Source organism: Pseudomonas sp. PIC25 (assembly GCF_002286785.1).
Taxonomy (GTDB): Bacteria; Pseudomonadota; Gammaproteobacteria; order Pseudomonadales; family Pseudomonadaceae; genus Pseudomonas_M.
Genome location: NZ_MUJY01000191.1, coordinates 51095 through 69160, shown reverse-complemented (window position 1 = coordinate 69160; position 18066 = coordinate 51095). Strand labels below are relative to the sequence as shown.

Genomic DNA, 18066 nt, shown 5'->3' with positions numbered 1-18066 from the left:
GAAAGAAAAAGGCCTGGCCGATGGCCAAGCCTTTTCGAGATGGTGGACCGAAGGAGGATCGAACTCCCGACCTCCGCATTGCGAACGCGGCGCTCTCCCAGCTGAGCTATCGGCCCGATGTGGCGCTGACTGTAGCCTGACGAAATGCGCCTCGCAATAGGGCCCGGCAATGCTCGTGCCGCCTTGCCGAGCCAGGGCTCGGTGGCGGCGGATGGAGCCTTTGAGCAGGCTCGCCATCGTTCAGTGCCTGGGGACGAAGCCGGACGGCTTGGTCGACAGCCAGTCGACGAACTGACGGAGGCGCGAGTCGGCGAGCAGGGCGTCGCGGCTGTTGTAGGTCAGCGCCAGCTCCTTCTCGCTGAACAGCTTGTGGATCTGGTTATGGCAAGGACGGCAGACCCAGAGGGTAGCAGTGATGCGCTCGCTCTTCGCGTAGCGCTTCTGCACATAAGGCTTGTCGTGCAGGGCCTTGGGAATCAGGTGGTGCCGGGTCAGGGGCGCCGGGCGACCGCAGAGTTCGCAGGTGTCGGGCTGAGGCGGCAGGCGAATCGGTTCGGGCATGACGGATCAGCGTTTGCGGCAGAGTGTCAGGCCATCGCCGATGGGCAGCAGGGACAGGTCGATCCGCGCGTCATCCCTCAAGGCCCGGTTCAGTGCCTGGATCGCCCGCGTGTCGGCGCTTTCCGGATGGGTTTCGAGGACGCGTCCGCTCCATAACGTATTGTCGAACAGGACCAGGCCGCCGGGCCGCAGCAGTGCAAGGGCCTGCTCGAAATAGGCCGGATAATTGGTTTTGTCCGCATCCACGAAGACCAGGTCGAAGTGGCCGCCCTGACCATCGCGAAGCAAGGCCTCCAGTGTCTCCAGTGCAGGTGCCAGCCTGACCTGGATGCGCCCCTCCACGCCGGCCTCCCGCCAGTAGCGATGCCCGATCACGGTGTACTCCGCGGAAACATCGCAACAGATCAGTTCGCCATCCTCCGGCAGGGCCACGGCCATGCAGAGTGCGCTGTAGCCGGTGTAGGTACCGATTTCCAGCAGACGCCGTGCGCCAGTCAGCTGGACCAGCAGGCCCATGAACTGGCCCTGCTCCGGGGCAATCTGCCAGCCGGCAGTGGGCAACCCGGCGGTTTCTTCGCGCAGGCGGCGCTGTACCTCGCTCTCGCGCAGCGAGACGTCCAGCAGGTAGCGGTATAGGGCGTCGTCCAGGTTCAGGGTACGGTTGGTCATGGGCATCTCCAACCCGTCAGGGCTTCCAGTGAACCGAACGGAATCATGGATTCCGGGCGAGGTGGCCGCTGTCCAGCACGCGCTTGGCGTTCAGGTAGCTTTTTTGCCAATAGGCTGTGGACAGGCTGTCCAGACGCACGGTTCCACCGCTAGACGGGGCATGGACGAAGCGGCCCTCGCCGACATAGATGCCGGCATGGCTGACCTTGCCGCCCCCTTGGGTGGAAAAAAACACCAGGTCGCCGGGCTGCAAGGCCCCGACGCTGACATTGGGCACGCGCATGGCCAGCAACTCGCGGGTCGAGCGCGGCAGGCTGATGCCGGCGGCATCCCGGTAGACGTAGCCGATCAGGCCGCTGCAATCGAAACCGGAGTCCGGCGTGTTGCCGCCATAGCGATAAGGAGTGCCGACCAACCCGATGGCGCGGATCAGCACATCGTCGGCGACCGGCGGGTAGCTCGCGCTGGGGGTAGTGATGATGGGACCAGGAGGGGGAGCGTGGCCAGCGCAGGCAGTGAGCAGCGCAGCGAGAACGAGAAGCAGAAGGCGAGCCGTTGCAGGCATGGGCGGCGTTCCGTTGCAGAATGCGCCCTACTCTGCCGGCTGCGAGGCTCTGGCGCAAGCCCTGTGCCGCGTTGGGACTGGCGACGCTCCGTCACGGCATGGCGGAACGTGGGGCATGGTCAGCGACGGTGCAGCGGATTGTGCTCGGTGGGAGCGTGCGCCAGGATGCGCTTGGCTTCCATGTAGCTGGCGCTCCAGTAGCGGTCATCCAGGCTGTCCACCCGCACGCCGCCGCTGCGGCGACTGGAGGAATGGACGAACTGGTCGTCGCCGATATAAATGGCAGCGTGACTGACCCGGCCACGTCCGCGGTCGTTGAAGAACAGGATGTCGCCCGGCTCCAGCTCGTCGCGGGAAACCAGCGGCGCCTTCAGGTTGATCATTTCGCGTGTGGAGCGCGGCAGCAGGATGCCAGCCTCCTCGCGGAACAGGTAGCCGACGAAACCGCTGCAATCGAACCCGGTCTTCTCCGACCGGCCACCGAAGCGGTACGGCGTACCGACCAGTTCGAGGCCACGCTCGCGGATGCTGTCCGCCAGGCTGGGCAGCTCGTAGGATTGGTCGTCGGTCAGGTCCGCCAGCTGGGCGGCGGTGGGTTCGTCGGCCGCCGGAAGGGGCAGAGCGACAGTGGCCTGGGGCTGCGGCGCATAGCCGGCGCAGGCGGTCAGCAGCAGGGCGAAGGCAACAGGCACGAGGGGTGCGAAGCGCTTGAGCATGGGCACGACCGTGTCGGGAATTCTGAAGAAGGCGCGAATATGCCTTTTCGTTCCTCAATATGCAAATTTAGTTGGGAGGAATGTGACTCAGTATTCTCGGCAAAACATCTAAGGCCCTCCCCGCCAACCGGATATCCACGGTCGTGCTCAGGTCCGTGAAGCCCGGGTTGATTTCCACGGTGAAGCCGCCAGCCGCCCGTGTGTGCAGCACCGGCTCGACGATATACGGGAAGCTCGCCGTGGTACCGACCGCCAGAACGGCGTCGAACCCCCTGCGCAGTTCGGTATAGAGCGTTTCGATGGCTCGCTCGGGCAGCATCTCCTCGAACAGCACCACCGGCGGCCGGAGAATGCCGCCACACTGCCCGCACAAGGGCGGCAGCGGGCGTAGCAGGTGCTCTTCCAGCTCGGGGCTCTCCGCCCCGCAGGACTGGCAGAAAAGGGGCGCCAGCTCGCCATGGATCTCGATCAGGCGCTCCGGCGGGCTGCCGGCGGCCCGATGATAGCCGTCGATATTCTGGGTCAGTACCCAACAACCGGGCTTGCGCCGCTGCAGTTCGGCAATGGCCTCGTGGCCGGCGTTGGGACGCGCGCCCAGGCAGGCCTTGCCCAGTTCGGCGAGGTATTTCCAGCAGAGCCCCGGATCGCGGCGCAGCATCGGCCCGGACAGCGCCGCCTCGATGGGCAGCCCCTCTTCCGTGCTGCCGTTGTAGAGGCCGCCCAGGCCACGGTAGGTAGGCAGGCCGGAGTCGGCGGACACCCCCGCTCCGGTGATGACCAGGATGCGCTCCGCCTGCTTCAAGGCTTCAGCGACGCGGATGATGTCGTGTTCCAAGCCGATCTCCTGCGATTACCTGCCTGTCCCGCCAGTGCGCAGTGGACCCTGGTGGGTTTCAATGATTCACGGTGTGCGCCAGCATGACCGACAACTGGCACAACGGACGACCGCTCTCGGCATGCCAGCGGTTGAAGGCCTCTTGAACGATGGCGAGATCCTTCTGGCTGGTCGGCGTCTTGTCGACGATGTCCTGGGCCTTGAGCGCCGCCACCATGTCGTCGGTGGGGATGAAGGTATCCTTGCCGACCATGCGCAGGAAACGCGGCGCCGACATTCCGCCGAGCTGGTTACCGTGCTTGGCCAGGTATTTCCACAGACCGACGATATCGGTCACCGGCCAGTCGGCGATCAGCGCCCCGAAACGGCCCTTTTCCCGTGCCACGTCGAGCACCATCTGGGCATTACGCGGCACGCTCTTGAGCTTGCCCAGGTGGCGGATCAGCCGCTCGTCCTGCATCAGCCGCTCCAGGTGCTCGGCGCTCATCAGCGCAACCTTTTCCGGATCGAAGCCGAAGAAGACCTCTTCGAACGCCGGCCACTTGGCGTCCACCAGGCTGTGCTTGAGGCCGGCCCGGAAGATGCGCAGGCTGATCGTCGACAGGTAGCGGTCGTCGCCCAAGTCACGCAGCTCCGCGTCGCTCCTGGGCACCGGCAGGCGCGCTTCCAGGGCTTCGCGGGAGCCGAAGCGGTTCAGGCAGAACTCGTACAACCAGGTGTAGTCACGCACGCGCTTTCGCTCCTTGCTCGTCGCTGGCGGATTGCAGCTCGCTGCTGGGGTTACAGGCTCATCACATCGAGAAAACGCGGCGTGGCGCTGTCATCGATACGCAAGCTGGCGAAGTCGAACAGGTTGCGGTCGGCCAGTTGCGACGGCACCACGTTCTGCAAGGCCCGGAACATGATCTCGGTGCGCCCCGGCGACTTGCGTTCCCATTCCTGGAGCATTTCCTTGACCACCTTGCGCTGCAGGTTCTCCTGCGAACCGCACAGGTTGCACGGAATGATCGGGAATTCCTTCATCCGCGCATAGGCCTCGATGTCCGCTTCGTTGCAGTAGGCCAGCGGACGGATCACCACGTTGCGGCCGTCGTCGGAAAGCAGCTTGGGCGGCATAGCCTTGAGGGTGCCGCCATAGAACATGTTGAGGAAGAAGGTTTCGAGAATGTCGTCGCGGTGATGCCCCAGGGCCATCTTGGTCGCGCCGATCTCGTCGGCGAAGGTGTAGAGCGTGCCACGACGCAGGCGCGAGCACAGCGAGCAGGTGGTCTTGCCCTCGGGAATCTTTTCCTTCACCACCGAGTAAGTGTCCTTCTCGATGATGTGGTATTCCACCCCGAGGGATTTCAGGTATTCCGGCAACACGTGCTCGGGGAAGCCGGGCTGCTTCTGGTCCATGTTCACCGCGACGATCTCGAACTTGATCGGCGCGACCTTCTGCAGATAAAGCAGCACGTCGAGCATGGTGTAGCTGTCCTTGCCGCCGGACAGGCAGACCATGACCTTGTCGCCATCCTCGATCATGTTGAAGTCGGCGATGGCTTCGCCGGCGAGGCGGCGCAGGCGTTTCTGCAGTTTGTTCTGGTTGACCGAAAGGGTGCCCATGGTGCTCTGGAATCCGGGGGAGTTGCGAAAGGCCGGCATTTTACGCGGAAAGCGCCGCCAGCCCCAACCCGCCGATCAGGAGCGCTCAGGGTTCGTTGAGATCCCAGTCGAAGCGATAGCGAACGCCGCCCTCGAAACTCGCCAGGCGCCTTGCAAGCTCGGGCTCCGCATAGGCCGCCAGGTGCTGGAGCAAGCCGGCTTCGCCGCCGAAATCGGCGGGAAACCAGTCGTAGAGCTTCGAGAGCACCAGTTGGCCCTTCTCGAAATCGACGCCACGCGGATGGTTGATGTAGCCCCGTGCGCCCTGGTCGAGCAAACGCTCGCTGTTCTGCGCGGTAAACGCTTCGGCGGCCAGGTTCGGACTGCCCAGGCTGCCGTTGTTGAGCGCGTAGTGCAGCCGGGGGTCTCGCCAGAACGGTCGCAGGATACGGTGTTCGATGTCGTTGAGGCTGAGCCTGTGGCCAGCGACCTCCACCAATTCCAGGTCCCAAGGCCCGAGCCGGTACCAACCGCCCAGGCGGATGACCGAACGGACCGGATAATGCTGCAGTATCAGGCGCACGGTCAGTGCGTTGTAGAGGTTGATCCAGTAGGCGCGCTGCTCGTCGCGGGTGAACTGGCGCGGATCGAGCGCCGCGAGCTGCTCGAGGTAGATGTCCAGCAGACGGACATGATCAGGATCCACCCGGGCATAGTCGAAGCGGGCGATACCGCTGGGATGGCGGTCGTCCAGGTAAAGCGTCAGCAGTTCCTGCCAGGCACTGTGGTCGATGCTCGCCGCCCGCGTCTCGTCGCTGCGATGCCAGACCTCCCAGGGTTCCATGGCGGGCGTGGCAAAGGCCACCCGCGCAGCGGCGAATATCAGCAAAGCGGCGCTCATCCAGCGTAGCAGGGTCATGTACATCCTCCGTTCGACGCACCTGGGACCGGAGCGAGCCGCTCAAGTTCATCGCCGACTCCGGAAGCGTGATAGGCTCGTCCCATGGCTTCAGATCTCGATCCCACCCTCGATCTCGCCGACCAGTTGTTTTCTCTGCTACGCGAAGCGAACGATGGTTGCAGCGAATACCAGTTGATCCAGCAGCTCAAGGCGCGTCGATCGACGCATATCCCACACCTGTCACTGACCGACCGGCTGGTGCTGTTCCGCACCCATTTCCTGCTGTTCAATGCCCTCTACCGGCTGCGCGACCGGCTCTGGGAAGAAGGCTCTGCCCATCTGGAGATCAGCCCGCTGCACATCCAGCTCCATCCCTACCGGAGCGGTACGGCGGAGCTGAGCGAGCAGGACCCGTTGCGCGAGTACTACCTGGACATGCGCCATCTGCGCGAAACCACCGAGCAGGACGTCGAGAAACTGCTGGCCAGTTTCTGGACACGCATGCAGGGCGGCGACGAGAAGCGTGCCGCGCTGGAACTGTTCGAACTGGACCGGCTGGACGAACCCGTCAATCTCGCCACCATCAAGCTGCGCTATCGCCAGTTGGTCAGCCTGCACCACCCGGATCGCGGCGGCAGCACATCGCGCCTGCAGTCGATCAACCGGGCGATGGAAATACTGCAACGCTATTACACCTGAACCTCAGAGACGAATTCGCTCTAAAGCCGCGCGCTGCGCGGGCTCCAGCCCATGCCTATACTGCGACATACGGTCGCATAGGTTCGGCCTCGCACCCGGTGGCGCTGTGCATGCGCGCCGGGCGCATCGCTGGGGGGCGATCGTTATAACAAGAGGAGGTGTTGGCATGATCCATCACGTTTGGGGGCTTTTCACCCATCCCGACCAGGAATGGCAGGAAATCCGTGGCGAGGAAGAAACCATCAGCCACATGTACCTGACCCACGTCCTGATCCTTGCGGCCATCCCGGTCATTTCTGCTTATATCGGTACCACGCAGGTCGGCTGGGCCCACGGCAGCAGCACACCCGTGAAGCTCACGGAGGCCAGTGCGCTGCAAATGACCATCATGTCCTACCTGGCGATGCTGGCCGGCGTTGCGGTCATGGGGGCATTCATTAAGTGGATGGCCCGTACCTACGATGCCAGCCCGAGCCTGGCGCAGTGTGTGGTCTTCGCGGCCTATACCGCCACTCCGCTGTTCATCGGCGGTCTCGCGGCGCTGTATCCCAACCTCTGGCTGGCGATGCTGGTAGGGACCGCGGCAATCTGCTACACGGTGTACCTGCTCTATGTAGGCATCCCGACCTTCATGAATATCCCCGAGGACGAGGGCTTCCTGTTCTCCAGTTCGGTGCTGGCAGTGGGGTTGGTAGTGCTGGTGGCGATGATTGCGATCTCGGTGATTCTTTGGGGTATGGGCATGGGGCCTGTCTATACCAGTTGAACCACGTTTTCTCTTTTCGACGAGGCCGCCACAGGGCGGCCTCTTTTTTGCCGGAACGCAATCCCGCACCGGGAAAAATTGAAACCCTGCCCCGCCTGGCCGTCTAACCCTTTAACCAGCCCGTTTCCGGCAGTGCCGGAGGCGGGTCGCAAAGGAACGGAGGAGGCCTCGCATGATTCCGCACTTTCTGGAGCTGATGACCCATCCCGAACACGCCTGGGAAGAAATCCGCCAGGACGAAGACCGCAACAGTTTCCACTACCTGCCGCACCTGCTGCTGCTCGCGCTGATTCCCGCAATCAGCCTGTTCATCGGTACCACCCGGGTGGGCTGGAGCCTGGTGGAGGACGAGCGGGTGATGCTGACAACGATGAGCGCATTCCAGCTCAGCGCCCTGCTCTATCTCACCATCATGCTTGGCACGCTGCTGATGGGCTGGTTCATCCGCTGGATGTCGCGCACCTTCGACTCCCGCCCTACGTTCAACCAGTGCGTCGGCTTCATGGCCTACATCGCCACGCCCTATTTCATTGCCGGCCTGGCCGCTCTCTACCCCAGCCGCTGGCTGGCGCTGGCCGTATTGCTGCTGGCGTCGGGCTACGCCACCTTCCTGTTGTATGTCGGCTTGCCGCGTTTCATGCGCATCGGCAACGAGCAGGCGTTCCCCTATGCCAGCTCGATCTGGGGCGTCGGCCTGCTGGTCCTGGTGACCATCCTGGTCAGCATGATCCTGCACTGGCAATACGTCCTGCTGCCCGACTACGAACGGCCGACGATCCAAGACCAGGCCTATCCGACCCAGGACGAACGCCCGCAGTAACCGCTCGGCAGGCAAGCGGTTCGGCGAGAACAGGGTTTGCGGCATAATCACGGGGCTCTGGAGTGCCCCGTTTCATGCCCGAACTGCTCAATGCCCGCGTCGAGGCCTGCTATCAGCAGGCCGAAGCCTTCTTCAAGCGCAGCTTTCCGCGCCCCCGGGTCAGCCTCAAGCTACGGGGGCAGAAAGCCGGCGTCGCCCATCTGGACGAGAACCTGCTGCGTTTCAACCTGCAGCTCTATCGCGAGAACAGCGAGGACTTCCTGCGCCAGACCGTCGCCCACGAGGTGGCCCACCTGATCGCGCACCATCTGTTCGGCCCACGGATCAAGCCGCATGGCGAGGAATGGCAGTTGATCATGCGCGGCGTCTACGAATTGCCGCCGAACCGCTGCCACAACTATGCGATCAGGCGCCGCAGCGTGACCCGCTATCTGTACCGTTGCCAGTGCCAGGATTTCCCCTTCTCCGCCCAACGCCATGCCCTGGTCGGTAAGGGCCGCCGCTACTATTGCCGGCGCTGCAAGGCGACCCTGGTCTTCACCGGCCAGCAAAGCCGAGAGTGAGTCTCCTCAGGCGATCACCCCGGCAGCCTTGAGTTCTGCGATGCGTGTTTCCGCATAACCGAGGCCGGCCAGCACCTCTTCGGTATGCGCGCCCACGGGCATGCCGATGTGACGGGGCTCCGGCAACCCGGCGGAGAATTTGATCGGACAGGCCATCTGCCGCTGCGGCGCCGCCCCGTCGCGCGGCACGTCCACCACCAGTCCGCGCGCCTGCAACTGGGGATGCTCCACAGCCTCGGACAGGCTCAGCATCGGCTCGACGCAGGCATCCACCGCGGCGAAACGCTCGCACCAGTCGGCGAAGTCGCGCTTTTCCAGCTCGATGGCGATCTCCCGCTTGAGCAGGTGTTGTTCCTCCGCGCTCGGCGACAGGCCACGGGAAGCCAGCTCCGGGCGGCCGATGGCTTGGCAAAACTGCATCATGAACTGCGGCTCCAGGCTGCCCACCGAAAACCAGCGGCCGTCACGAGTCCGGTAATAGTCGTAGAAGCTGCCGCCATTCAGCGCCTGGCTTTCCATGTCCGGCTCCACGCCACAGGCCAGGTAGCCGGCACCGGCCATGCCGTTCAGGCTGAAGACGCAGTCGGTCATGCTGACATCCACCTGCTGGCCCTCCCCCGTCTGCTGGCGGTGGATCACTGCGGCCAGCAGCCCCATGACGCCGTGCAACGAGCCGCCGGCGATATCCGCCAGTTGCACACCCAGCGGCAACGGGCCGGTGTCGCGCCGGCCGGTGTAGCTGGCGACACCGGCCAGGGCCAGGTAGTTGATGTCGTGCCCGGCGCGATCCTTGTAGGGGCCGGTTTGGCCGTAACCGCTGATCGACACGTAGATCAGCCGGGGATTCACCGCCTTCAGGGCCTCGTAACCGACGCCAAGCTTGTCCATCACACCGGGTCGGAACTGTTCGAGCACGATGTCGTATTCGCCCACCAGTTGCTTCACCACCTCCACCGCCTCCGGCTTCTTCAGATCCAGAGCAATGCAGCGCTTGTTGCGATTGAGATAGGCGTGGCTGGCCGAGGTATCGCCGTCATGGGGCGGCAGCAGGCGCACCAGGTCCAAGCGCCCAGGCGACTCGACCCGCAGCACGTCGGCGCCCATGTCGGCCAGCAGCAGCGAGGCAAATGGCCCTGGCAACAGGGTGGAGAAGTCGAGAATCTTGAGGGAGGACAACGGGCCTTTCATGAGCACTCCTCAGAGTTTGAATACACGCCTGGCGTTGCCGTGCAGAAACTTCGCCTCCACTTCAGCGGGAAGGTCCAAGCCCTTCACTTGCTCCATGCAGCGGCTCAGCGACAACTGCGGGAAGTTGCTGCCGAACAGGACCTTGTCCTGCCCGTAGCTCCGCATGAAGTGCAGCAGCTGCGGCGGATAATAGCGAGGCAAGTATGCGGAGGTATCGATGAACACGTTGTCATGCTTCCAGGCCACGCCGATCATTTCGTCGGTCCAGGGGTGGCCGATGTGGCCGGCGACGATGCGCAGCTCGGGGAAATCCAGTGCGACGCGATCCAGGTAGGGCACCGGCCGGCCGGTCTCGGAGGGCATCAGCGGCCCGGTGTGACCGACCTGGGTGCAGAACGGAATGTCCAGTTCGATGCACTTCACGTAGAGCGGATAATAGAGCCGGTCGTCCGGCGGCAGCTTCCACAGCCAGGGCACCACCCGCAGCGCCTTGCAGCCCAGCTCGGTCACCGCCCGCTCCAGCTCGCGCACTGCGGCCATGGGCTTGCCCAAGTCGACGGCGGCGACGCCGACGAAGCGCTCCGGGAAGGCGCGGGTGAATGCGGCGATCTGGTCATTGTCGATCACCCAGCCCTCGGGACGGCACCAAGCGGCAAGCATCAGTGTGTCGACATCGGCCTTGTCCATTTCGGCAACGGTCTGCGCCGGGTCGAGACGCCGCTCGAGCAGGTCGGCGGAGCCGGATTTATCGAACAGCCGCACCACCTCGGGCATCCGTTCGCGCAGGTTGCCCATGGCCGGCTGGGCCCAGGCGTCGATGGCACCGCTCCGAAGCGACATGATCGTTCTCCTTTCAGTCGTGATGTCCGCTGGGCGAGAAGTTGCCCCTACAGCCTTGCGGTGCGGATGGATAGGCAGGTTAGGCGCCGCGGCTCAGGCCGCTCAATGACGCAAGCGCTCAGCACGATTGACGCTTTCGACCAGACACGTACCGCTCGAGCACAAAATACCGTCGCTGAAAAGTCCCCAATGAGCATGTGGCAATGTGACAGCAAAGACAGGTAAAGTCCTCGAAGCCCGGCGGCTCCGGAACGGCCGCCCCACCCATGCAGTTTTCGCGATGTCCGACACCACGCCGCAGCCATCACCCGCCACACCGGCCTCGTCTGTCGCGAGCAGCTCGCTGTCGCAGCGCATGACCTTCTTGCTGCTGGCCATGTTGGCGCTGCTGTTGCTCGCCGTGTGGACGCTGCCGACCGCCTACGGGCTGCGTCTGAGCGATCAGTGGTTCCCGGTTTCGTTGCACATCTTCATCGAGTCCAGCGCCGTCGCCGTCGCGATCCTGGTCTTCGCCGTGACCTGGCACGCCTACCGGCCGGAACGCCCGGCCAACCTCGTCGTGCTGGCCTGCGGCTTCCTCGCCGTCGGTCTGCTGGATTTCGCCCATGCGTTGTCCTACAAGGGCATGCCCGATTTCGTCACGCCTGCCTCGCCGGAAAAAGCCATCTATTTCTGGCTGGCGGCCCGGCTGATCGCGGCCCTCACGCTGCTGACCATCGCCTTCCGTTCCTGGCGCCCGCTGGTGTCCGCCCGCCGCCGTTATGCCCTGCTCTGCGTCACGCTGGTGCTGGTCGCCGCGCTGAGTTACCTGCAGCTCCGCTACCCGGACATCTGGCCGCGCACCTTCATTGAGGGCAAGGGCCTGACGCCACTGAAGATCGCCATCGAGTGGCTGATCGTCGCGCTGCTGGTGGTCGCCGCCCTGCGCTTTTCCCAAGCCCGCGCGGAGAATCCGCCATACGACGCCGGCGGCATGCTCGCCGCGACGCTGATCGCGATCCTGTCCGAGCTGTGCTTCACCGCTTATAACAACGTCAACGACATCTTCGCCCTGCTCGGTCACCTCTACAAAATCATCGGCTACTGCTTCATCTACCGGGTGGTGTTCGTCTCCAGCGTGCGCGAGCCCTATGAGCGTCTGAGCGTCGCCATCGCCCAGCGCGATGCCGCCGAACAACGCGCCGACCGCCTGGCGTTCTACGACGGATTGACCGGCCTGCCCAACCTGACGCTGCTGCAGGACCGCGCCGAACAGGCGCTGGCTGCCGCCCAGCGCAATCACAGTCAGGTCGCCCTGCTGTGCATGGACATCGACGGCTTCAAGCTGATCAACGACTCCCTCGGCCATGCCCACGGCGACGGATTGTTGCGCGCCATCGCCGAGCGCCTGCGCGACTGCGTGACCGATGCCGACACCGTCTGCCGCCCCGGTGGCGACGAGTTCGCCATCCTGCTCACCGATCTCGCCGACGCGGAATCCGCCGCGGCGGTGCCGGAGCGGATCATCCAACACCTGAAAGCGCCTTTCCCGCTGTTCGGCCAGAGCCTCGAGGTTTCCGCCTCCATCGGCGTGGCGCTGTCGCCGCACGACGGACTCGACTTCCAGACCCTGCTGCGCAACGCCGAAACCGCCATGTACCAGGCCAAGCGCAGCAACCGGCAGCCCTGGTGCTTCTACGACGCCGCGATGAACACCGAAATGAGCGAACGCCTGAACCTGCTCAACGGCCTGCGGCGCGCCTTGGACGAAGACCAGTTGCAGCTCCATTACCAATTGCAGTTCGACCTCGACAGCGGCGCGATCGTTGGCGCCGAAGCCCTAGTGCGCTGGCAACACCCGCAGTTGGGCCTGTTGATGCCCGGGCGCTTCATCGCTGCCGCGGAAGAAAGCGGGCTGATCATTCCCATCGGCGACTGGATCATCCACCAGGCCTGCCGCCAGGCCGTGCAGTGGCGCCAGAGCGGGCTGCCGATCCCCCGGGTGGCGGTCAACCTGTCGGCAATCCAGCTACACGACGGCAAGGTGGAAGACAGCGTGCTCTCCGCCCTGGCCGCCACCGGCCTGCCCGCTTCCGCGCTGGAACTGGAGCTGACCGAATCCAGCCTGATCGAGGACACCGAGCAGGTGCAGGCCACCGTCCGCCGTCTCAAGGCGCTGGGGGTACGGCTGTCCATCGATGACTTCGGTACCGGTTTTTCCAGCCTGTCGTACCTGCGCCACCTGGCGGTCGACAAATTGAAGATCGACCAGTCGTTCATTCGCGACCTGACCGTGACCGCCGACGCCGGGGCACTGGTCAGCGCCATTCTCAACATGGCCGCCTCCCTGGGCCTGAAGACCATTGCCGAAGGCGTGGAAGACCGGGAGACCGCGGATAAGCTGTGCGAACTGGGCTGCCGGCAGGCCCAGGGCTATCTGTTCGCCCGCCCCATGAGCGCCGAGCAGTTGCCCGATTTCATCGCCGAATTGCCCACCCGCTGACCCGCCTGGCGCTTCTCCCCTGTCGTTGGGCGCGAATCCGCCTTGTCCTGGGCTGGCCGTGCCTCCTACCATCGGGCTTCCTCCCTTCCCGAGAGTCGCCATGCGCGAACGCACCATCGCCAGCCATTTCGTCCGTGCAGCCCTGCGGGGTGCCGAACGCCAAGGCCACGACTGCGTCCCGCTGCTGCGCCGGGCCGGTATCCAGCCGGCCGTGCTGGAAGAGTCTCGCGCACGGGTGGCGCCGGAGCAGTTCGCCAGGCTGATTCAGTTGCTCTGGGAATTCCTCGACGACGAATACCTCGGTTTCTGCCATCAGCGCAGCAAGCGCGGCACCTTCGCCATGATGTGCCACGCCATCATCCACTGCCGTACCCTGGAAAAGGCGCTGAGTCGCGGCACGCTGTTCTACGGCCTGTTCCCCGAGGCGCCGGCCATTCGCCTGCAACGGGAAGGCGAATGGGCACGCCTGACGGTCGGCGATGTCCACCTGTGGGACCCGGATCATTTCCTGGTGGAAAGCCTGCTGGTGATCTGGCACCGCCTCGGTAGTTGGTTGATCGGTCAGCGCATCCGCCTCGAGGAAGCCACCTTCACCTATGCCGAACCGGCCCATGCCGCCGAATACGATCTGCTCTTCCCCTGCCGCCGACGCTTCGATGCCGGCGCCACCAGCCTGCTGTTCCAGGCCCGCTACCTGGCCATGCCGTTGCTGCAGGACGAGCGCACGCTTAAACACTTCCTCGAATATTCGCCAGCCGACCTGCTGGCCCGCCCGGACAGCGGCGACAGCCTGACCAGCCAGATCCGCCGCCTGCTCGGCCGCGACTGCATCCGCTGGCCAGACCTGGAAAGCGTGGCGCAGCAGCTGCATATGAGCCCACAGACCCTGCGCCGCCACCTGCGCGAGGAAGGCTCCAGCTTCCAAGAGTTGAAGGACCATCTGCGCCGCGACCTGGCAATCTACCACCTCGGACGCGACGAGCTGTCGATCCAGGACATCGCCGAACAGCTTGGCTTTTCCGAACCCTCGGCCTTCCACCGCGCCTTCAAGAAATGGACCGGCCTGACACCGGGCGCCTACCGCAGCCAGGAGAGCTGAGCGGCAAACCGCTCCCGTTCTGCCGGCGCGGCTGCTGCGTGGCCCCATTCGCGAGCAAAGCTCGCTCCTACAAAGCCTCCGAACCTTCCGTGTGTGAGTTCATTCGCGATTGGCGAAGCATGGTGTTCGCCCATCGCGAATGAATTCGCTCCTACAAACTAAGCACCCACACCAGGCTGCTTTTCGTAGGAGCCAGCTCTGCTGGCGAACGCTCCTACACGCACGACAGGTCGCCTCACAAACAAAAACCGCGGCCGAAGCCGCGGTTTTCTCTCACTCTCCGGATCAAGCCGCAGCCGCTGCCTGACGCAGCTTCTCCGGCTTGATCATGAAGCGTGCCAAGGCCGGGAGCAGCCAGATCGCGCCCACCATGTTCCAGAGGAACATGAAGGTCAGCATCAGGCCCATGTCCGCCTGGAACTTGATCGCCGAGAAGATCCAGGTGGCCACGCCGATCGCCAGGCAGACGCCGGTGAACAGCACTGCCTTGCCGGTGGACTTGAGGGTCTCGTAGTACGCCTCCTGCAAGGGCATGCCCTGGCGCAGGTAGGTTTCCAGACGGCTGTAGATATAGATGCCGTAGTCCACACCGATCCCCACGCCGAGGGCGATCACCGGCAGGGTGGCGACCTTCACGCCAATGCCCAAGTAAGCCATCAGCGCGTTACCCAGCACCGAGGTCAGCACCAGCGGCAGGATCACGCAGAGGGTCGCCGCCACCGAGCGGAAGGTCAGCAGGCACATGAAGATCACCGCCGCGTAGACCGCGATCAGCATGGTGGTCTCGGAGGCCGCGATCACTTCGTTGGTGGCTGCCTCGATACCGGCGTTGCCGGCCGCCAGGAGGAACTGCAGGTCGTCCTTGTTGTGTTCATCGGCGAACGACTTGGCCGCGGCGACCACGTGCTCCAAGGTCTCCGCCTTGTGGTCGTTGAGGAACACCAGCACCGGCGCCAGCGAGCAGTCGGTGTTGTACAGCCCCTCGGCACGGGCGATGGAGTTGTTCAGCACATCCTGGTTACGCGACAGGGTTTCCCACTTCAGGTTGCCCTCGTTCATGCCCTTGATCACCTGCTTGGAGACGGTGACCATGGAAATCGCCGACTGCACACCGGCCGTGTTCTCCATCTTCCACATCAGCTCATCCATGGCCGACAGGGTCTGGTAGGTCGAGCAGCCTTCCGGCCCGGTCTTGACCATCACCACCAGCACATCAGAGCTGGTCGAGTAGTTGCGGATGACGAAATCGTTGTCCAGGTTGTAGCGCGAGTCCGGATGCAGCTCCGGCGCGCCCTGGTCGAGGTCGCCGATCTTCAGGTTCTGGCCGTACCAGATACCGCCACCAAAGGCCAGCAGGGCGATGACCACCGAGATCGGCGCCACCACCGGATGGGCGAAGTTGGCGATCAGGCGCCAGAACGGCTGCTCCCGGGCGGCCTCGTCGCGGCTCTTCTGCACCGCGCGCTTGCTGATGCCGATGTAGGAGATGGTGACCGGCAGCAGGATCAGGTTGGTGAGGATGATCACAGCCACGCCGATGGAAGCACCGATGGCCAGCTCGCGGATCACGCCGATGTCGATCAGCAGCAGGGTGATAAAGCCCACTGCGTCGGAGAGCAGCGCCACCAGGCCAGGAATGAACAACTGGCGGAAGGCCATGCGCGCGGCGCTCAGGGCATTGGTCGCCTCGCCCGAGGCCATGGCGATGCCGTTGATCTTCTGCACGCCATGGGAAATGCCGATGGCGAAGACCAGGAACGGCACCAGCATGGAATACGGATCGAGCCCGAAGCCCAGGGTGTGCAGCAGGCCGAGCTGCCAGACCACCGCGATCAGGGTGGTGAAGACCACCGCCAGGGTGCTCTTGAAGCAGCGGGTGAACCACAGCAGCAGCACGAAGGTGATGCCGATGGCCACGGCGAAGAACAGCGCCACGCCGATCAGGCCGTCGATCAGGTCACCGACCTTCTTGGCGAAGCCGATGATGTGAATCTTCACTTTCGGGTTCTGCGCCTGATATTTCTCGCGGATCTTCTCCTCGAGTTCGTGGGAGAACTTCTGGTAGTCCAGCTTGAGCAGCTTGCTCTGGTCCTGCGGGTCCGGATAGGACTCCAGCAGCGGCACATCGACGATGCTCGACTTGAAGTTGTTGGCCACGAGGCGGCCGATCTGGCCCGATTTCAGGATGTTGGCGCGCAGGGCTTCCAGGCTCTCGGGGGAACCGTCGTAGGTCTGGGGAATCACCTCGCCGCCGGCGAAGCCTTCTTCCGTCACCTCGGTCCAGCGCACGCTGGGGCTCCACAGGGATTTCAGGCCGGAGCGGTCGACACCGGGCACGTAGAACACCTCGTCATGCACCTGACGCAGGGTTTCCATGTACTCCTTGGTGAAGATGTCGCCTTCCACCGCTTCCACCGAAATGCGCACGGTGTTGCCGAGGTTGGCCAGGTCATTGCGATGCTCGAGCATCTTCTGGATGTAGGGATGCCCCAGCGGGATCATCTTCTCGAAGCTGGTTTCCGGGCGAACCTGGGAAGCCTGATAGAAGAGGAAGATGCTGATCAGCAGGCACAGCAGAATCACGGCCGGGCGATTGTTGAAGATCAGCCGCTCGAGAAGGGACGCGGGTTGTTGTTGATGCTTACTCATGCAAAGGCTCCCGGCTTATTTTTGTTGGCCCAGATCGGCGCCAGTCGGCGAGGCGACATGCACGCCGCCCTGCCCCACCAGGATCAGGTTGCCGTCATCCGTAGCGCTCACACCGGCCAGGGAAAGCCGGTCGGGCCGATTGGTCACGCTGAAGGTGCGGCCGTTGTCGGTGCTTTTCAGCACGCTGCCACCATGCCCGACGACGACGATGGCGCCATCTGCCAGGAGGTTGCCGTCGGCCAGGCCGAACTCCAGCGGGCCATTGTGCTGGGTGTTCAGCTCGAGCTGTTCCCAGGTATCGCCGAAATCGTTGGAGCGAAACAGGTGGCCGCGCAGGCCATAAACCATCAGGGTGCCTGGCTCGGCCGTACCCAGCGCGCCGAACAGCGAGCCCTCGTAAGGCCCTTCGACCTTTTCCCAGGTCTGGCCCCAATCGCGGGAACGGAACATCGCGCCGGCCTCGCCGACCACGAACAGGCCGGAATCCTTCACGGCGACGATGGCGTTCAGGTGGAAGCCGTCTTCGTTGTCCAGGCGATCGCTGACGTCTTCCCAGTTCTGCCCGCCGTCGGTGGTTTCCAACAGGGCGCCATAGGCGCCGACGGCGATGCCATGGCTGGCGTCCTGGAACCAGATATCCAGCAGCGGTGCCTCGCGTTCGAGATCCTGGTATTGACGGGCCCAGCTACTGCCGCCGTCGGTGGTGGCCAGCACCTGGGCATCGTGTCCGACCGCCCAGCCGTGCTTCTCGTCGATGAAGAACAGCGCGGTGAGCATCTGCCGGGTCGGCACCTTGGCCTGCGTCCAACTCTTGCCGTTGTCGTCGGAATAGAGAATGTGGCCGCGATCGCCCACCGCCACCAGGCGCTTGCCGGCGCGGGTGACATCGAGCAGCAGGCTACGTACGGCCTTGGGCGACTCGATGGCGTAAACGGGGTTGGAATCGGTGGCACCTTCGGCGTGCAGCGGAGCGGCGAAGGTCAGGACGGACAGCACACTGCACAGCGAGAGCGCTTTAGCCAGCGGCGATAGAAAGCGGAACGTCGGCAAGCGGAAAGACTGCTCGACGAAACCGGACGGGGTGCGCCGCAGGACGGGCTCACTCATACACCTTTCCCCCTTATTGTTA

The 18066-nt window shown here is 64.1% G+C and carries 18 protein-coding genes and 1 tRNA gene; 6 read left to right on the top strand and 13 right to left on the bottom strand.

Annotation, left to right across the window (positions count from 1 at the left end; translation table 11 throughout):
* Nucleotides 1-40: 40 nt before the first annotated feature.
* The 9 genes from BZL41_RS27190 to BZL41_RS27150 all read right to left on the bottom strand — a co-directional run bounded on the left by BZL41_RS27190 (nt 41) and on the right by BZL41_RS27150 (nt 5849).
* Nucleotides 41-116, bottom strand: a tRNA-Ala gene (locus BZL41_RS27190).
* 124 nt (nt 117-240) lie between these two features.
* The gene (locus BZL41_RS27185) at nt 241-561 is read right to left on the bottom strand and encodes a hypothetical protein (protein WP_095602149.1); all 321 of its coding nucleotides are present in this window, start codon (nt 559-561) and stop codon (nt 241-243) included.
* 6 nt (nt 562-567) lie between these two features.
* Nucleotides 568-1230 carry a class I SAM-dependent methyltransferase gene (locus tag BZL41_RS27180; RefSeq protein WP_095602148.1) on the bottom strand — a complete coding sequence of 221 codons (663 nt, stop codon included), beginning with the start codon at nt 1228-1230 and terminating at the stop codon, nt 568-570.
* A gap of 43 nt (nt 1231-1273) precedes the next feature.
* Nucleotides 1274-1795 (bottom strand): C40 family peptidase, encoded by a 522-nt coding sequence (locus tag BZL41_RS27175; RefSeq protein ID WP_095602147.1) that lies wholly within the window; start codon nt 1793-1795, stop codon nt 1274-1276.
* A gap of 119 nt (nt 1796-1914) precedes the next feature.
* Nucleotides 1915-2511, bottom strand: coding sequence for a C40 family peptidase (locus BZL41_RS27170; RefSeq protein WP_095602146.1), 597 nt, complete (start codon nt 2509-2511; stop codon nt 1915-1917).
* Between the two features lie 67 nt (nt 2512-2578).
* Nucleotides 2579-3346 (bottom strand): NAD-dependent deacylase, encoded by a 768-nt coding sequence (locus BZL41_RS27165; RefSeq protein ID WP_095602145.1) that lies wholly within the window; start codon nt 3344-3346, stop codon nt 2579-2581.
* A 58-nt stretch (nt 3347-3404) separates the two neighbouring features.
* On the bottom strand, nt 3405-4076 hold the full coding sequence (locus BZL41_RS27160; protein WP_095602144.1) for a DNA-3-methyladenine glycosylase I: 672 nt from the start codon (nt 4074-4076) through the stop codon (nt 3405-3407).
* A 50-nt stretch (nt 4077-4126) separates the two neighbouring features.
* Nucleotides 4127-4951 (bottom strand): tRNA 2-thiocytidine(32) synthetase TtcA, encoded by an 825-nt coding sequence (ttcA, locus tag BZL41_RS27155; RefSeq protein ID WP_095602143.1) that lies wholly within the window; start codon nt 4949-4951, stop codon nt 4127-4129.
* Nucleotides 4952-5036: 85 nt separating this feature from the next.
* Nucleotides 5037-5849: a DUF547 domain-containing protein gene (locus tag BZL41_RS27150; protein ID WP_218224652.1), complete on the bottom strand. Its 813-nt coding sequence runs from the start codon at nt 5847-5849 to the stop codon at nt 5037-5039.
* Between the two features lie 84 nt (nt 5850-5933).
* On the opposite strand from BZL41_RS27150, the gene BZL41_RS27145 reads away from it, so the two are divergent.
* The 4 genes from BZL41_RS27145 (at nt 5934) to BZL41_RS27130 (ending at nt 8679) form a co-directional block, all read left to right on the top strand.
* Nucleotides 5934-6530, top strand: coding sequence for a DNA-J related domain-containing protein (locus BZL41_RS27145; RefSeq protein WP_095602142.1), 597 nt, complete (start codon nt 5934-5936; stop codon nt 6528-6530).
* A gap of 166 nt (nt 6531-6696) precedes the next feature.
* The gene (locus BZL41_RS27140; protein WP_084337405.1) at nt 6697-7296 is read left to right on the top strand and encodes a Yip1 family protein; all 600 of its coding nucleotides are present in this window, start codon (nt 6697-6699) and stop codon (nt 7294-7296) included.
* A gap of 172 nt (nt 7297-7468) precedes the next feature.
* The gene (locus tag BZL41_RS27135; protein WP_095602141.1) at nt 7469-8116 is read left to right on the top strand and encodes a Yip1 family protein; all 648 of its coding nucleotides are present in this window, start codon (nt 7469-7471) and stop codon (nt 8114-8116) included.
* Nucleotides 8117-8190: 74 nt separating this feature from the next.
* Entirely contained in the window at nt 8191-8679 is a 489-nt protein-coding gene (locus BZL41_RS27130; protein WP_095602140.1) for a SprT family zinc-dependent metalloprotease, read from the top strand.
* Between the two features lie 6 nt (nt 8680-8685).
* On the opposite strand, the gene BZL41_RS27125 is transcribed toward BZL41_RS27130, so the two are convergent.
* Both BZL41_RS27125 and BZL41_RS27120 read right to left on the bottom strand, forming a co-directional pair.
* Nucleotides 8686-9867, bottom strand: coding sequence for a CaiB/BaiF CoA-transferase family protein (locus BZL41_RS27125; protein WP_095602139.1), 1182 nt, complete (start codon nt 9865-9867; stop codon nt 8686-8688).
* Between the two features lie 9 nt (nt 9868-9876).
* A complete protein-coding gene (locus BZL41_RS27120; protein ID WP_095602138.1) occupies nt 9877-10707 on the bottom strand; it encodes an amidohydrolase family protein in 831 nt (276 codons plus the stop codon).
* 280 nt (nt 10708-10987) lie between these two features.
* Between BZL41_RS27120 and BZL41_RS27115 the strand changes: the two genes are divergently transcribed.
* Nucleotides 10988-13189, top strand: a complete 2202-nt coding sequence (locus BZL41_RS27115; protein WP_095602137.1) for a bifunctional diguanylate cyclase/phosphodiesterase — start codon at nt 10988-10990, stop codon at nt 13187-13189.
* A gap of 100 nt (nt 13190-13289) precedes the next feature.
* Nucleotides 13290-14288: an AraC family transcriptional regulator gene (locus BZL41_RS27110; RefSeq protein WP_095602136.1), complete on the top strand. Its 999-nt coding sequence runs from the start codon at nt 13290-13292 to the stop codon at nt 14286-14288.
* Between the two features lie 285 nt (nt 14289-14573).
* Here BZL41_RS27110 and BZL41_RS27105 read toward each other — a convergent pair whose 3' ends face one another.
* On the bottom strand, nt 14574-16937 hold the full coding sequence (locus BZL41_RS27105; RefSeq protein ID WP_095602135.1) for an RND family transporter: 2364 nt from the start codon (nt 16935-16937) through the stop codon (nt 14574-14576).
* Between the two features lie 15 nt (nt 16938-16952).
* Nucleotides 16953-18044 (bottom strand): YCF48-related protein, encoded by a 1092-nt coding sequence (locus BZL41_RS27100; RefSeq protein ID WP_095602134.1) that lies wholly within the window; start codon nt 18042-18044, stop codon nt 16953-16955.
* Nucleotides 18045-18066: the final 22 nt, after the last annotated feature.

Coding starts and splice junctions, on each gene's coding strand:
- BZL41_RS27175 (WP_095602147.1), bottom strand. CDS start 1,795: ATGCCTGCAACGGCTCGCCTTCTGCTTCTCGTTCTCGCTGCGCTGCTC.
- BZL41_RS27100 (WP_095602134.1), bottom strand. CDS start 18,044: ATGAGTGAGCCCGTCCTGCGGCGCACCCCGTCCGGTTTCGTCGAGCAG.
- BZL41_RS27140 (WP_084337405.1), top strand. CDS start 6,697: ATGATCCATCACGTTTGGGGGCTTTTCACCCATCCCGACCAGGAATGG.
- BZL41_RS27185 (WP_095602149.1), bottom strand. CDS start 561: ATGCCCGAACCGATTCGCCTGCCGCCTCAGCCCGACACCTGCGAACTC.
- BZL41_RS27125 (WP_095602139.1), bottom strand. CDS start 9,867: ATGAAAGGCCCGTTGTCCTCCCTCAAGATTCTCGACTTCTCCACCCTG.
- BZL41_RS27135 (WP_095602141.1), top strand. CDS start 7,469: ATGATTCCGCACTTTCTGGAGCTGATGACCCATCCCGAACACGCCTGG.
- BZL41_RS27180 (WP_095602148.1), bottom strand. CDS start 1,230: ATGACCAACCGTACCCTGAACCTGGACGACGCCCTATACCGCTACCTG.
- BZL41_RS27105 (WP_095602135.1), bottom strand. CDS start 16,937: ATGAGTAAGCATCAACAACAACCCGCGTCCCTTCTCGAGCGGCTGATC.
- ttcA (WP_095602143.1), bottom strand. CDS start 4,951: ATGGGCACCCTTTCGGTCAACCAGAACAAACTGCAGAAACGCCTGCGC.
- BZL41_RS27115 (WP_095602137.1), top strand. CDS start 10,988: ATGTCCGACACCACGCCGCAGCCATCACCCGCCACACCGGCCTCGTCT.
- BZL41_RS27145 (WP_095602142.1), top strand. CDS start 5,934: ATGGCTTCAGATCTCGATCCCACCCTCGATCTCGCCGACCAGTTGTTT.
- BZL41_RS27170 (WP_095602146.1), bottom strand. CDS start 2,511: ATGCTCAAGCGCTTCGCACCCCTCGTGCCTGTTGCCTTCGCCCTGCTG.
- BZL41_RS27130 (WP_095602140.1), top strand. CDS start 8,191: ATGCCCGAACTGCTCAATGCCCGCGTCGAGGCCTGCTATCAGCAGGCC.
- BZL41_RS27110 (WP_095602136.1), top strand. CDS start 13,290: ATGCGCGAACGCACCATCGCCAGCCATTTCGTCCGTGCAGCCCTGCGG.
- BZL41_RS27150 (WP_218224652.1), bottom strand. CDS start 5,849: ATGACCCTGCTACGCTGGATGAGCGCCGCTTTGCTGATATTCGCCGCT.
- BZL41_RS27120 (WP_095602138.1), bottom strand. CDS start 10,707: ATGTCGCTTCGGAGCGGTGCCATCGACGCCTGGGCCCAGCCGGCCATG.